This window comes from Escherichia sp. F1, assembly GCF_046764225.1.
GTDB classification, from domain to species: Bacteria; Pseudomonadota; Gammaproteobacteria; order Enterobacterales; family Enterobacteriaceae; genus Escherichia; species Escherichia coli.
In genome coordinates, this window is sequence record NZ_CP177202.1 from 1,605,052 (window position 1) to 1,619,749 (window position 14,698).

A 14,698-nucleotide genomic window follows, 5' to 3' on the forward strand; every position below is an offset into this window, starting at 1 on the left:
GTGGTGCAATGGAATGGCTGGTTAAAAAGTCATGCTGTGATAAACAAGATAACAGACATGTACTTAAGCTTTGTGATGCTGGTGGCACGATAAAAATGATCGCCGAAGTGAAGAGTGACTTCGCCGTGAAAGTGGGGGATTTACTCTCGCCTTTGCAGAATGCGCTTTATTGTATTAATCGTGAAAAGCTGCATACGGTGAAAGTCCTCTCGGCAAGCAGTTATAGCCCCGATGAGTGGGAACGGCAGTGTAAAGTGGCAGGGAAAACTCAGTAACGTTGTTTTGTCGTGGGCAGGAAAATCAGCATCAACCCGCTCATAATACAGGCTACTCCCAGTAGTGCTTTCAGCGAAAAAGTCCCTTCCCAGCCGGGAAGTACCATTGAAGCAATCCATACCAGCACATAACTCATACTGAGCAAGGCATAGGCTTTGCTTAGTGCAAGTTTATGTAGTGTTTTATACCAACAAAAAACGGAAAGCAGATAACCCAGCAGCCCGAGTAATAGTATCCGGGCATCCAGGCCAAAAGCTAACAGCGCCGCGATAAAATCCCATAAGTGCGTCATCGGCGGCAGATGACTCGCCGCAAAACCCAGGCTTAATTGCGCAGCGGAGGCGATAATGACGCTGAATAATCCCCACATCAGGCCCATTACACGGTACTCCCGAGGATCACAATGCCACCAATAATGAACGCCACCCCACACCAGTGACGCGGCGATACCGGTTCGTGCCACAGTTTTACTGCAGCCAGCGTCACCCAGACAAAATTCAGACTTAACATCGGGTAGGCAATGCCTACCGGTACGTTCTGCAAGACCAGCAGCCAGAGCACCATGGCAAGACCAAGACAAGCCAGCGCCAGTCCCAGCCACAGCACGATATGTTTGCGCCGTTTGTTTATCGCCACAAAGCAGGTTGCCTGTTTCTGACACAACTGCCCGGCAACGCTAAGCAAGCTGGCAAAGACTAATGTCAGCCAGATCATTTGGGACGATACTGAATCAGCACCAGACGCTCCTGACGATCGATGGCATCTGCGGGCGGAATGGCGAGACTGTTGATATCTTCATCGCGGTCAACCGAAAGCACGAGTGTAATAATCCCCTCCTGACGATGTTGATTAAGCCAGTTTGCGAACTCATCACCGCTGACAAATCTCCCTTTCGCATCCGGATAATTAAGGCCGTATTTCAACTCACCTGTCTGGCGATACATGATGATGTCATCGCGTTGCAGGCTCCATGCCAGACCTGCGGCAACACCGACGCTATCAGTAAGAATATAGCGGCTTGGCTGCAGTGATTCTTGTGTCATCTCGACAAAAAATTGCGGATGTTTTCCTTCCATGACTCTGTCAGGAATTGAAAATCCTACCAGCAACGCCAGCCCCAGCGGGCAAAGCGCGGCAAAAGACCAGGTCTTTTCGACGTTTGTTAAGGTGTACCAGCCGAAAAATGCCCATAGCGAAAAAATCGACCAGGCACAAAAGACTTTATAGCTCTCGAAGGTTTGCCACACTGGCGTGTTCATTGGTCCCCATGGGGAGACCACAAATGTGGCAATAATGCCAGTGACACCAAAAGTGATGTTAATCCAGCCATTAATCCGCAGCGCCAGAGGATTATTTTTTGCTGCCAGCAAAGCGTAATGCGCCATCAGCATTGCCAGAGGTGCAAAGCAGGAAAGAATATAGGTGGGCAATTTGCCTTTAGCGACGGAGAAAAACAGCAGCGGCATTATCGTCCAGCTCAACAAATAGACGGTTGCGGAATGCTTGCGGTTTTTCCAGCCTGCGTACAGTGCTCCGGGGAGTAATCCCAGCCACGGCAGGCTACCGGCAATGATGACCGGCAAGTAGTACCAGAACGGAGCTCTATGCTGAGCATCATCCATTGCAAAGCGTTGAATATGCTCAACCCAGAAAAAATAGTGCCAGAAGTCAGGCTCCCGCTGCGCTATCGCCAGTCCCCAGGGGAGAACCGTCAGTACGCAACTGATGACCGCCAGCCAGCCGTAAATAAAGAGATCTTTCCAGCGTTTTTGCGTCGCTACCCATGGCAGCACGCTTAATACCGGCACGGCAAGGGCGAGAAAACCTTTGGTCATCACCCCCATGCCGCAGGTGATTCCCAGCAGTAAAAATCCTGCGCTTTTGCCTTTCCACGTCTGTGCCTGCATTGCCAGCCAGAAGCTGCACATTCCCGCCACCAGCCAGAATGCAATAAACGGATCGAGCACGGCATAAGTGCCGATGGCATAGACAATGAACAATGAGAGGTAAATCACTGCGGCGAGTAATGCCAGACGTTTATCGCGCCATAAGCGCAGAGTAAACCAGGTCACCAGCGCGGCAGTTAACAGGGTCGCAAAGATAACGCCTGCCCGCACACCAAAGTTATTCGCGCCAAATAGCCATTGCCCAATGCTGTTAATCCAGTATCCGGCAATGGGTTTTTCGAAATAACGTAGCCCTAACAAATGGGGCACAATCCAGTCGCCGGATGCCAGCATTTCTCGACTGATTTCCGCATAACGCGTTTCATCGGGTTGCCATAGCAGACGCGTGCTGATCGGTAACAGGTAATAGCAGGCAATAAACGCGAAGAGGCCGATAAGGTAACGTACCGATTTCATCAGCGACTACCCGCAATTTGTTGGCAACCCAGCCAGCCTTCACGTCCGGCAATATTTCCGCGAACAACTTGTCCGAGCGGTAACGTCCCTGATAACAGTTCGCTTAAAGGGCAAAATGTCACGCCTTCCTGGGCTGCCCGTTTCAGGAGATCCACAAAATTATGCTGATAAGCGCAGCCTTCAACTTCTGCATGAATGGTATAAACCGGCGTGCCTTTATCTCGCAGGATGCGGTTGAGTAACCAACCGTTAAAATCTTCTGATTTCACATCCCGACCAATCACTTCATCCCAGGTGGGTAAGGTCACCGGAATTTGCGCAGTACCGGGTTTTCCTGATTCGAGCAATGGACGAAACGGCATCGCTCCACGACAATCGCTGTTGTAGCGCAAATGGAACGCTTCTTTTGCTTCGATCACCTGCTGGTCGGCACGCCAGCCAGCGGCTGCGGAGCAAGTTACCGGTTGGCCGATAATTTCTTCCAGGGTGCGAAGGCCGCGTGCGATATCGTCGACCATTGTTTGCCGATCCCAGTTACCGCTATGGGCTTGCCAGGCATGGTGATCCCAGGCGTGCAGGCCGACTTCGTGGTGTTTAGCCGCTTCACGAATGATATCGGCATTGGCATGACCAATCTCTTTACCTGGCCAGGCCGTACCTGCCAGTAAAATATCCCAGCCATAAAGCGATGCCGCGTTTGAGCGCAGCATCTTCCACAAAAACTGTGGCTTCACCAGTCGCCAGAGATGGCGGCCCATATTGTCCGGGCCGACGCTGAAAAAAATGCTGGCCTGAATATTATGCTTACTCAAGATTTCCAGCAGACGCGGCACGCCTTCACGGGTGCCACGAAAGGTATCGACATCAATGCGTAAGCCTACTTTGGTCATGATGGTTTATCCGTAAGATCAACGGTGCGCAGGAAGAAATCCAGCGTTTCGTCGATGGTTTCCTGCATATCAATTTTCGGCTCCCAGTCCAGGCAGCGGCGGGCATTGCGGATGCTTGGTTTACGATGCTCTACGTCCTGATATCCTTTGCCGTAGTAGCTGCTACTTTCGACAACGCGAAAGCCCGCAAACGGTGGGAAGTGATGGCGCAGCGGATGTTTTTCGAAGCTCGCCAGCAGCATCTCGCCCAGTTCCTCAATGCTCGCTTCGTTATCAGGATTGCCAATGTTGATAATTTCGCCGTCGCAGCGATTTCCCGCATTTTCGATGATGCGGTATAACGCCTCGATACCATCGCGAATATCAGTAAAGCAGCGTTTTTGTTTTCCGCCATCAATCAGCTTAATCGGTGAACCTTCTACCAGATTGAGAATGAGTTGCGTAATAGCGCGGGAGCTGCCAATTCGCGCTGCATTAAGGTTATCCAGTCGTGGCCCCATCCAGTTAAACGGGCGGAAGAGGGTGAACTGTAAACCCTCTTTTTCGCCATAGGCCCAGATCACTCGATCAAGTAATTGTTTAGACACCGAATAAATCCAGCGTGGTTTATTCACCGGGCCGACGATTAAATTAGAATGGTCCTCATCGAAGTATTTATCGCTACACATCCCATAAACTTCTGAAGTCGACGGGAAGATGATTCGCTTACGGTACTTCACGCAGTAGCGGATAATGCGTAGATTCTCTTCAAAATCGAGTTCAAATACGCGCAGTGGGTTGCGGGTATATTCAATCGGCGTGGCTATCGCCACCAGCGGCAAGACGACATCACATTTTTTGACGTGATACTCAATCCATTCGGAATGAATACTGATATCGCCTTCGACAAAGTGAAAATGCGGATGATTCAGAAAACGGCTTATCGCATCGCTGCCAATATCCAGACCGTAAACTTCATAATGATCTTCGCGCAGCAGGCGTTCTGTCAGATGGTTGCCAATAAAGCCATTCACCCCGAGGATGAGTACCCGGGTACGGCGTCGGGCGGTGCAGGCAGGCTGGCTATTCAAGCGTGAACCTTGCACCAGGCCCAGCGTCTGCGCTAATTGCGAGCCCTGCATAGTAATGCCGTCGCCCGCCTGTCCGGTGACGATTTCCAGCGCGCCATCGCCACAGGCAATCAGCAGTGGCGCTACAGAAATCACGCTCCCCGGCTGTGCTGCAGGCGCATGAGAATGCACGCGTGACGACCAGACGGTAAATTTCTGATTACCAACATAGCTGAAGGCACCCGGCCACGGATCGGCAACGGCACGCACCATGTTGTGCAGCACGGATGCCGGTTTATGCCATTCGAGGAAACTGTCTTCCGGTGTTCTGCGACCAAAACAGGTGGCTTCGTTTTCGCGCTGGGCGATTTCCAGAATATTACCGTGTTTAATGGTGGGTAATGTCTGCTCCAGTAGCTGGCGCGCGGCATGACATAACTTATGATGCAGCGTAATGGCGATATCGTCTGGCGCAATGGCAATGCGCAGTTGCGCCACAATGGCCCCGGCATCGGCACGTTTCACCATTCGGTGCAATGTAACGCCAGTTTCCGTTTCACCGTTCACCAGCACCCAGTTCAGCGGCGCGCGACCACGATATTTTGGTAACAGCGAACCATGCAGATTAAATGCACCTGCGGGAGCGAGCTGCAAAATCTCGTCGCAAATAAGATGGCGATAATAAAAAGAGAAAATCACCTCTGGTGAGAGTTGGGCAATACGTTCCACCCACAGCGGATGATTAACGTTATCCGGCGCATAAACCGGAATGCCTCTTTCCGCCGCCAGACGAGCCACCGAACCATAAAAGGCTTTTTCACCGGGATTATCGGTATGGGTAAAAATGGCGCTAATTTCGTAACCGGCAGACAGCAGGGCTTCAATACCGAGGCATCCCATATCGTGGTAGGCAAAAACGACGGTTTTCATTATTCATTTTCCTTGCTGGATGGACGGATAACTTGCTGAACAAAATAGCGGGGGCGGGCGCGGACATCGGTGTAGATCCTGCCGATATATTCACCGAGTAATCCCATGCCGATAAACTGAGCGCCAATAAAAGTAAACAGCACGGCAAATAGCATAAAGACGCCTTCTGCCGCCCATTGTGGTCCGAAGGTCAGGCGTAAAATCACCAGCAGCACAGCAATGCTAAAACCTCCAATCGCAATAATGCTGCCGAGCAGACTCAGCATACGTAGCGGCGTTGTGGTAAGGCAGGTCACCAGGTCGTACATCAAATTAATCAGGCGCATAAAGCTGTATTTGGATTCACCAAACTCACGCTCGGCATGATGCACTGGAATTTCAATGGCACGGCGGGCGAAGATATTCGCCAGAATCGGGATAAAGGTACTGCGTTCATGGCAGTGCAACATCGCATCGACAATATGACGGCGATAGGCGCGCAGCATACAACCATAGTCACCCATCGCTTTGCCAGTGGTGCGCTGAATAAGCCGGTTAATCATCTTCGAAGCGGTTTTACGAAACCAGCTGTCCTGGCGGTTCTGGCGTACAGTCCCTACCACGTCGTAACCTTCATCGGCTTTTGCCACCAGACGGGGGATCTCCTCTGGCGGATTCTGGAGATCGGCATCGAGGGTAATAATTAAGTCGCCGGTGACGTGACTGAATCCCGCCATAATCGCTGAGTGTTGCCCGTAATTGCGGTTAAGCAAAATAGACACAATATGGCTATTCTCCGCTTGTGAGGCTTCGACCAGCATATGCGCGGAATTATCGCTACTGCCGTCATCAATCAGCAGGATCTCATACTCTTTCCCCAGTGATTCACAGGCTTTTGTGGTGCGCCTGATTAATTCCGGTAAGCTTTCCTGCTCGTTATAAACGGGAATAACCACCGAGACTTTCTTAACAGGGTGGATTTCAAACATGGCTTATTGTCCTGCGAGTTGCTGAAGGGCTGTGATGACGCGGTCGGCATCGGCGGTAGTCATATCCGGGAACAGCGGCAACGAACAGATGCGTTCGCTATTCCATTCGGTATTCGGTAACGACAGCGTGGTAAAACGCTCGCGATAATATTTTTGTGTGTGAGCGGCGCGGAAATGTAACCCGGTACCAATACCTCTTTCTTTTAACGCTTCCATCAACGCATCGCGACTGATACCACAACGTTGTTCATCGACACGAATAATAAACAGATGCCAGGCGTGAACGTGCGGCCAGGCGGGAAGGCTTAATGGCTGAAAGGGGAGAGCTGCTAGTGCTTGCTGATATTGCTGGGCAATTTCGCGCCGACGGGTGTTGAGGTGCTCTAATTTTGCTAACTGTGTCAGGGCAATCGCGGCGTTAATATCGGTCAGATTGTACTTATAGCCCGGTGTTAAGACTTCAGCTTGCGGTGCACGGCCCCAGGTTTGTCTGTCATAGGCATCGACACCCAGACCGTGAAATTTCAGCATCCGTAGCTGGCGGGCAAGGTTTTCATTATCTGTAACAATCAGGCCACCTTCCGCACAGGTAATATTTTTGATGGCGTGAAACGAAAAAATAGCGGTACCTTTTGCGCCAATATGTCGCCCTTTGTAATACGTACCGACGGCATGGGCAGCATCTTCGATAACTGCGATGCCGTAACGTTCGCCAATGGCGCGAATGGCGTCAATATCTGCTGGCGCACCGGCATAATGCACCGGAATGATGGCTTTAGTGCGTGGCGTAATGGCTGCTTCGATCGTTTCAGGCGTGACCATCAGCGTATCGCGGTCGACATCCACCATTATCGGCGTTGCACCCAACAAGGAAATCATATTGAGGGTTGAAACCCAGGTCAGGGAAGGCGTAATAACTTCATCGCCCTTGCCAATTTCCAACGCCATTAGCGTGATATGCATTCCGGCGGTGGCTGAACTGACCGCGATGGCATGCTGATTTCCCGTCAACTGGCAAAAGGCTTGTTCAAGCGCCTGATTCTTCGGACCGGTTGTGATCCAACCGGATTCGAGAACCTCTTTAACTGCAGCGAGTTCCTCCACGCCCATTGCTGGTCGCGAAAAAGGCAAAAATTCTGACATTGCTTTTCCTTCCGCCATTGAATACCTGTCCACTTATATTTGCTATAAAGAGTGTTGTGTATATTTTGCCATTTGGAGCAAAATTTTAAGGATAGAATATTAACTTAACCTTAAGAAACTAATATTAGACGTAAATATTGAAATTTTTATATTTTTTCTTATTTAGGCTTTGCATTTGGCAAAATTTTGAGGCATTTTGCCGGCATCGCAGGATTTTTAATATTACACCAACTGCTAATTATCGCCAGAAATGTCGCTCAATTTCACGGTAATTGTCTGGTTGCGCTTGTCTATAGGTGGAGTTTACGTGTTAGCTTTTTGCCGCTCTTCGTTGAAGTCAAAAAAATATTTCATCATTTTACTGGCGCTCGCTGCAATTGCCGGACTGGGTACTCATGCCGCCTGGAGTAGCAATGGTTTGCCACGTATCGACAATAAAACGCTGGCCAGACTGGCACAGCAGCATCCGGTTGTCGTTTTGTTTCGCCATGCTGAACGTTGCGATCGTTCAACCAATCAATGCTTGTCAGATAAAACAGGTATTACGGTCAAAGGTACCCAGGATGCCCGTGAACTGGGCAACGCTTTTAGTGCTGATATCCCTGATTTCGATCTTTATTCCAGTAATACCGTCCGGACCATTCAGTCGGCGACCTGGTTTTCAGCGGGTAAAAAGCTGACGGTAGATAAACGACTTCTTCAGTGCGGTAATGAGATTTATAGTGCAATTAAGGACTTACAAAGCAAAGCGCCTGATAAAAATATCGTTATTTTCACCCATAATCATTGCCTGACATATATTGCTAAAGATAAGCGTGATGCGACATTTAAACCTGATTATCTGGATGGTTTAGTCATGCATGTGGAAAAAGGCAAAGTTTATCTGGATGGGGAATTCGTTAACCACTAAATTTTCAATCTGACAGCCAGTAATGGCTGTCATCATTATTACAGAAGACCTTTCAAACGTAACGTTTTTCGGGTGGCGACATTCAAATCATAGTGCGCCAGATCTTCAGGTTTTACCCACGCGTAGTCCTGAAACTCTTCGTTTATTTTCACTTCTCGGTTGGCAGAAACGCAGTCAAAAATCAGGTAAATCATATAAATCTCTTCCTTGCGACCATCTGCATACGTCTTGGTGCGAATATCATCGCTGAAGGTCCACGGCGTGATTTCTGTCAAAAGCAACTGTTCTCCCAGTTCTTCGCGAATTTCGCGGCGTAGTGCCTCTTCAATTCGTTCGCCAGGCTCTACGCCGCCACCCGAAAGCGCCCATTGACCGGGGAAAACGCCGCGATCGTCGGCCATTTTACACAGCAAATAAGCACCATCATTTTGAATCAAAGGGCATACAATAGTCCGTTGTCGCACAGGGGTATTCCTTATAAATTAAAAGAAACCATGAGAATACGGTAACTCAGAAATATGTGAAAGTGACAGTAATCTCTTTTGCGATGATAACTGCACTTATTATTATTTTTGTGTGTATCGATAAAGTGTGTTTATTTTTTCGGCGTTTAATTATTTAAGAAGTATTTAGTTACAATAAGTGACTAGATCCCTTTTTTCGCTCATTGAATCCTCTGTGCCAGGCAGTACAATCCCGCAGCTTTGGGAATTTTGATTTATTGCTTGTGGGAGAGGGGAAAATGAAAAAAATTGCGCTAGCAGGTCTGGCCGGAATGCTGTTGGTTTCTGCATCGGTCAATGCAATGAGCATCAGCGGCCAGGCGGGTAAAGAATACACCAATATTGGTGTCGGTTTTGGGACTGAATCGACGGGCCTGGCGTTAAGCGGTAACTGGACACATAACGACGACGACGGTGACGTCGCGGGCGTGGGGCTGGGGTTGAATCTGCCTCTCGGGCCGTTAATGGCGACCGTTGGCGGAAAAGGCGTTTACACCAACCCGAATTACGGCGATGAAGGTTATGCCGCAGCGGTAGGAGGTGGTTTGCAGTGGAAAATTGGCAACAGCTTCCGTTTGTTTGGCGAGTATTACTACTCTCCGGATTCGCTCTCCAGCGGTATTCAAAGTTATGAGGAAGCGAATGCTGGCGCGCGTTACACCATTATGCGTCCAGTCAGTATTGAGGCGGGTTATCGCTACCTGAATCTGTCGGGTAAAGACGGTAACCGCGACAACGCAGTGGCTGACGGCCCGTATGTTGGGGTTAACGCCAGTTTCTGATCCCTTCCGGCGCGGCATTCTGCCGCGCCATTCAGTTTCTTACTACGCCTTATCTCCCTTTGCGTTATAGTGATTCGATAACAAAAGCAGGAGATAACCATGTTAAAAGTGGAAATGTTATCCACCGGGGATGAAGTGTTACACGGGCAAATCGTTGACACTAACGCTGCCTGGCTGGCCGATTTTTTCTTTCATCAGGGGTTGCCATTATCTCGCCGCAATACGGTGGGGGATAACCTTGATGACTTAGTCACCATTCTTCGCGAACGGAGTCAGCACGCCGATGTGCTGATCGTTAACGGCGGGCTGGGGCCGACCAGTGATGATTTAAGCGCACTCGCCGCTGCGACAGCAAAAGGTGAAGGCCTGGTGTTGCATGAAGCCTGGCTCAAAGAGATGGAACGCTATTTCCACGAACGTGGACGAGTAATGGCACCGAGCAACCGTAAACAAGCAGAGCTGCCTGCCAGTGCTGAATTTATCAATAACCCGGTAGGCACCGCCTGTGGTTTTGCCGTGCAGCTTAATCGTTGCCTGATGTTCTTTACCCCTGGCGTACCGTCAGAATTTAAGGTGATGGTCGAGCACGAAATCCTGCCGCGCCTGCGCGAGCGTTTTTCTTTACCACAGCCGCCGGTTTGCCTGCGTTTGACTACCTTTGGTCGTTCGGAAAGCGATCTGGCACAAAGCCTGGACACTCTACAACTGCCGCCGGGCGTAACAATGGGCTATCGCTCCTCAATGCCTATCATCGAACTGAAACTCACCGGACCGGCAAGCGAGCAACAGGCGATGGAAAAACTGTGGCTGGACGTTAAACGTGTTGCCGGACAGAGCGTGATTTTCGAAGGCACCGAAGGACTGCCCTCGCAGATCAGCCGCGAATTGCAAAACCGCCAGTTCAGCCTGACGTTGAGCGAGCAATTCACCGGTGGTTTATTGGCTTTGCAACTTTCTCGCGCAGGTGCTCCATTGCTGGCGTGTGAAGTGGTTCCTTCACAGGAGGAAACCCTGGCGCAAACTGCGCACTGGATTACAGAACGGCGGGCCAACCATTTTGCCGGGCTGGCACTGGCTGTTTCTGGTTTCGAGAACGAACATCTCAACTTTGCGCTAGCCACGCCAGACGGCACTTTCGCTCTGCGTGTGCGTTTCAGCACTACGCGCTACAGCCTGGCTATCCGTCAGGAAGTGTGCGCAATGATGGCACTGAATATGCTGCGCCGTTGGTTAAACGGCCAGGACATCGCCAGTGAGCATGGCTGGATTGAGGTTGTTGAGTCCATGACTTTATCTGTCTGATTCCGCCACTCTGTGCCGGTTTACTGCACCGGCACATTCCCCCTCCGGCAAAATTTGTCCAACCTGTTGTACTCAATAAGAAAAAATCCGTGCGCTGATTCACAAATTTGTGCGTAATTTCTCCAGTCCGCTGGACGAGGTGCGGGATTTGATGCGCTTCACAATTTTACTCCCCCTGAGCAACGAGACTGATTCCAGTATCTAAGACTGGAGCCCAGTATGTTGGAATCAAGCAAAGTTCCCGCCCTGACACGGGCTATTGATATTCTCAATTTGATTGCCCGCATTGGCCCCTGTAGTGCTGCGACGATCATTGACACATTGGGGATCCCTAAAAGCACGGCCTATTTGCTGCTTAATGAACTCAGGCGTCAGCGTTTTCTTAGCCTTGATCACCAGGAAAATTTTTGTTTGTGGACCAAGCTGGTGGAGCTTTCCGGTCATGCGTTAAGCAAGATGGATCTCCGGGAACTGGCTCGACCGCGTTTGACGCAACTGATGGATACCACCGGGCTGTTATGTCACCTGGGGATTATTGATAACGGCAGCGCTTATTACATTTTGAAAGTGGAGTCATCAGCCACTATCAGCGTGCGTTCCCATGAAGGAAAAAGCCTTTCGCTTTATCGCTCCGGAATAGGTAAATGCCTGCTTGCCTGGCAACCTGCAGCTGTACAGCAAAGTATTATCGAAGGGCTGGTCTGGGAGCAGGCGACACCCACAACGATTACTCATCCACAGCAACTTCACGAAGAACTGGCGCGTATTCGCCGTCAGGGCTGGAGCTATGACAACGGCGAAGATTACGCCGATGTCCGTTGTGTCGCTGCGCCGGTGTTTAACGCGAATAACGAGCTTACCGCTGCGATTTCGGTGGTCGGTACCCGCTTACAAATCAATGAAGAATACCGTGATTATCTGGCGGGCAAGGCCATTGCCTGCGCCAGGGATATTTCACGTCTGTTGGGATGGAAAAGTCCCTTTGTCTTACAGGCCTCATAACAATGGAGAACATCATGACCCTACCAAAAATCAAACAGGTTCGCGCCTGGTTTACTGGCGGTGCGACAGCAGAAAAAGGCGCTGGCGGCGGTGATTATCACGACCAGGGGGCAAATCACTGGATTGATGATCATATTGCCACCCCGATGAGTAAATACCGCGAATACGAGCAGTCCCGCCAGTCATTTGGCATTAACGTTCTTGGCACGTTGATTGTTGAAGTTGAAGCAGAAAACGGCCAGACCGGATTCGCCGTTTCGACAGCCGGTGAAATGGGCTGTTTTATTGTCGAAAAACATCTTAACCGATTCATTGAGGGTAAATGTGTCAGTGATATCAAACTGATCCACGATCAAATGCTCAATGCCACCCTGTATTACTCCGGCTCTGGTGGCCTGGTGATGAACACGATTTCCTGTGTCGATCTGGCTCTGTGGGATCTGTTCGGCAAAGTGGTCGGGCTTCCGGTTTATAAACTTTTAGGCGGCGCAGTTCGTGATGAGATTCAGTTCTACGCCACAGGTGCGCGTCCGGATCTGGCAAAAGAGATGGGCTTTATCGGTGGCAAAATGCCGACGCACTGGGGGCCACATGATGGCGATGCAGGGATCCGCAAAGATGCCGCTATGGTCGCGGATATGCGTGAAAAATGCGGTGAGGATTTCTGGTTAATGCTCGACTGCTGGATGAGTCAGGACGTGAACTATGCCACCAAACTGGCCCACGCTTGCGCGCCCTATAACCTGAAATGGATCGAAGAGTGCCTGCCGCCACAGCAGTATGAAGGTTATCGCGAACTGAAACGCAACGCGCCAGTCGGAATGATGGTCACCAGCGGTGAGCATCACGGCACACTGCAATCTTTCCGTACGCTTTCAGAAACCGGTATCGACATTATGCAGCCGGATGTTGGCTGGTGCGGTGGCTTAACCACGCTGGTGGAAATTGCCGCAATCGCCAAATCCAGAGGGCAACTGGTGGTGCCGCACGGTTCGTCTGTTTACTCTCACCATGCGGTGATCACCTTCACCAATACGCCATTCAGCGAATTCCTGATGACCAGCCCGGATTGTTCAACGATGCGTCCGCAATTTGATCCGATTCTGCTTAATGAGCCAGTGCCGGTGAATGGTCGTATTCATAAATCAGTGCTTGATAAACCCGGTTTCGGCGTCGAACTCAATCGTGACTGCAATTTGAAACGCCCCTACAGCCACTAATCACTCCGGGCGTTGCTGTGACAACGGTAACGCCCACATATTCTAAGGAGCTTTTTATGAGCACCGCTTTGCTTGACGCCGTGGTGAAGAAAAACCGCGCGCGTTTAATTCCGTTTATGTTGGCGCTGTATGTGCTGGCGTTTCTCGACCGTTCGAATATTGGTTTTGCCAAACAGACCTACCAGATTGATACCGGGCTGAGTAATGAAGCTTATGCGCTGGGAGCAGGCATTTTCTTTGTGGTATACGCGTTTCTGGGGGTTCCGGCGAATCTTTTGATGCGAAAACTGGGGGCCAGAACCTGGATTGGTACGACAACACTGCTGTGGGGATTTCTTTCGGCAGCCATGGCATGGGCCGATACTGAAGCGAAATTTCTGATCGTTCGCACTCTGCTTGGTGCTGCGGAGGCCGGGTTTTTCCCTGGTATGATTTATCTCACCTCGCAATGGTTTCCGCAGCGTAATCGCGCCAGCATTATGGGGTTGTTCTATATGGGCGCACCGCTGGCGTTAACACTGGGATCACTGCTTTCCGGCGCGCTGCTGGAGATGCATGGATTTATGGGGCATCCCGGCTGGTTCTGGATGTTTGTGATTGAAGGATTGCTGGCAGTCGGCGCTGGGGTATTCACATTCTTTTGGCTTGATGACACACCGGAGCAGGCACGTTTTCTGAGTAAACAAGAAAAAACGTTGCTTATCAATCAACTGGCAAGTGAAGAACAACAGAAAGTGACTTCTCGATTGAGCGATGCGCTGCGTAATGGCCGAGTCTGGCAACTGGCGATTATCTACCTGACCATTCAGGTGGCGGTTTACGGATTAATTTTCTTCCTGCCGACCCAGGTTGCTGCATTGCTGGGGACAAAAGTGGGCTTTACGGCGTCGGTGGTCACCGCCATTCCGTGGGTTGCGGCCTTGTTTGGGACCTGGCTTATTCCGCGCTATTCCGATAAAACCGGCGAACGGCGTAATGTCGCAGCGTTGACATTACTGGCGGCGGGCATTGGTATTGGTCTGTCCGGGCTGCTTTCTCCAGTACTGGCGATCGTAGCACTGTGTGTTGCAGCCATCGGGTTTATTGCCGTGCAGCCGGTGTTCTGGACGATGCCGACACAACTGCTTTCCGGTACGGCGCTGGCGGCGGGGATTGGTTTTGTAAACCTGTTTGGTGCAGTGGGTGGGTTTATTGCCCCGATCCTGCGCGTGAAAGCAGAAACGTTGTTTGCCAGCGATGCGGCGGGATTACTGACGCTGGCAGCGGTGGCGGTCATCGGTTCGCTGATTATTTTCACTCTGCGTGTAAATCGCACTGTTGCGCAGACCGACGTGGCACATCATTAATAGGTTAAGGAACA

General features: G+C 50.6%; 15 protein-coding genes. 7 read left to right on the plus strand and 8 right to left on the minus strand.

Going from position 1 to position 14,698, the window contains the following annotated elements; all coding sequences use genetic code 11:
- Positions 1-8: 8 nt before the first annotated feature.
- Positions 9-275, plus strand: a complete 267-nt coding sequence (pmrD, locus tag ACK8NJ_RS07710) for a signal transduction protein PmrD (RefSeq protein ID WP_001389849.1) — start codon at positions 9-11, stop codon at positions 273-275.
- Here the strand turns inward: pmrD and arnF are convergent.
- From arnF to arnB, 7 genes are read right to left on the minus strand one after another with little or no spacing between them, the layout of a single operon-like run.
- Positions 269-655: a 4-amino-4-deoxy-L-arabinose-phosphoundecaprenol flippase subunit ArnF gene (arnF, locus tag ACK8NJ_RS07715; protein WP_000523864.1), complete on the minus strand. Its 387-nt coding sequence runs from the start codon at positions 653-655 to the stop codon at positions 269-271. The genes pmrD and arnF overlap by 7 nt on opposite strands.
- Positions 655-990, minus strand: coding sequence for a 4-amino-4-deoxy-L-arabinose-phosphoundecaprenol flippase subunit ArnE (arnE, locus tag ACK8NJ_RS07720; RefSeq protein ID WP_000638031.1), 336 nt, complete (start codon positions 988-990; stop codon positions 655-657). Before arnE ends, arnF begins: the two co-directional genes overlap by 1 nt.
- A complete protein-coding gene (arnT, locus tag ACK8NJ_RS07725; protein ID WP_179151185.1) occupies positions 987-2,639 on the minus strand; it encodes a lipid IV(A) 4-amino-4-deoxy-L-arabinosyltransferase in 1,653 nt (550 codons plus the stop codon). Before arnT ends, arnE begins: the two co-directional genes overlap by 4 nt.
- Positions 2,639-3,529, minus strand: a complete 891-nt coding sequence (arnD, locus tag ACK8NJ_RS07730) for a 4-deoxy-4-formamido-L-arabinose-phosphoundecaprenol deformylase (protein ID WP_000169719.1) — start codon at positions 3,527-3,529, stop codon at positions 2,639-2,641. The genes arnT and arnD overlap by 1 nt, the downstream gene beginning before the upstream one ends.
- On the minus strand, positions 3,526-5,508 hold the full coding sequence (gene arnA / locus ACK8NJ_RS07735) for a bifunctional UDP-4-amino-4-deoxy-L-arabinose formyltransferase/UDP-glucuronic acid oxidase ArnA (protein ID WP_097439665.1): 1,983 nt from the start codon (positions 5,506-5,508) through the stop codon (positions 3,526-3,528). The genes arnD and arnA overlap by 4 nt, the downstream gene beginning before the upstream one ends.
- A complete protein-coding gene (arnC, locus tag ACK8NJ_RS07740; protein WP_000461642.1) occupies positions 5,508-6,476 on the minus strand; it encodes an undecaprenyl-phosphate 4-deoxy-4-formamido-L-arabinose transferase in 969 nt (322 codons plus the stop codon). Before arnC ends, arnA begins: the two co-directional genes overlap by 1 nt.
- Before the next feature lie 3 nt (positions 6,477-6,479).
- A complete protein-coding gene (gene arnB, locus ACK8NJ_RS07745) occupies positions 6,480-7,619 on the minus strand; it encodes a UDP-4-amino-4-deoxy-L-arabinose aminotransferase (RefSeq protein WP_411962311.1) in 1,140 nt (379 codons plus the stop codon).
- A 307-nt stretch (positions 7,620-7,926) separates the two neighbouring features.
- Between arnB and ais the strand changes: the two genes are divergently transcribed.
- Complete coding sequence (gene ais, locus ACK8NJ_RS07750) at positions 7,927-8,529, plus strand: lipopolysaccharide core heptose(II)-phosphate phosphatase Ais (protein ID WP_001306469.1); 603 nt, start codon at positions 7,927-7,929, stop codon at positions 8,527-8,529.
- Between the two features lie 38 nt (positions 8,530-8,567).
- Here ais and nudI read toward each other — a convergent pair whose 3' ends face one another.
- Positions 8,568-8,993 (minus strand): nucleoside triphosphatase NudI, encoded by a 426-nt coding sequence (gene nudI / locus ACK8NJ_RS07755; protein WP_001303598.1) that lies wholly within the window; start codon positions 8,991-8,993, stop codon positions 8,568-8,570.
- 278 nt (positions 8,994-9,271) lie between these two features.
- Here nudI and ACK8NJ_RS07760 point away from each other — a divergent pair, with 278 nt between their 5' ends.
- The 5 genes from ACK8NJ_RS07760 (at position 9,272) to ACK8NJ_RS07780 (ending at position 14,684) form a co-directional block, all read left to right on the plus strand.
- On the plus strand, positions 9,272-9,814 hold the full coding sequence (locus ACK8NJ_RS07760) for a YfaZ family outer membrane protein (RefSeq protein WP_000717009.1): 543 nt from the start codon (positions 9,272-9,274) through the stop codon (positions 9,812-9,814).
- A 99-nt stretch (positions 9,815-9,913) separates the two neighbouring features.
- The gene (locus ACK8NJ_RS07765; RefSeq protein ID WP_411962312.1) at positions 9,914-11,116 is read left to right on the plus strand and encodes a nicotinamide mononucleotide deamidase-related protein YfaY; all 1,203 of its coding nucleotides are present in this window, start codon (positions 9,914-9,916) and stop codon (positions 11,114-11,116) included.
- 219 nt (positions 11,117-11,335) lie between these two features.
- Positions 11,336-12,118 (plus strand): IclR family transcriptional regulator, encoded by a 783-nt coding sequence (locus tag ACK8NJ_RS07770; RefSeq protein WP_411962313.1) that lies wholly within the window; start codon positions 11,336-11,338, stop codon positions 12,116-12,118.
- 14 nt (positions 12,119-12,132) lie between these two features.
- Entirely contained in the window at positions 12,133-13,338 is a 1,206-nt protein-coding gene (gene rhmD, locus ACK8NJ_RS07775) for an L-rhamnonate dehydratase (RefSeq protein WP_309803668.1), read from the plus strand.
- A 56-nt stretch (positions 13,339-13,394) separates the two neighbouring features.
- Complete coding sequence (locus ACK8NJ_RS07780; RefSeq protein WP_411962314.1) at positions 13,395-14,684, plus strand: MFS transporter; 1,290 nt, start codon at positions 13,395-13,397, stop codon at positions 14,682-14,684.
- Positions 14,685-14,698: the final 14 nt, after the last annotated feature.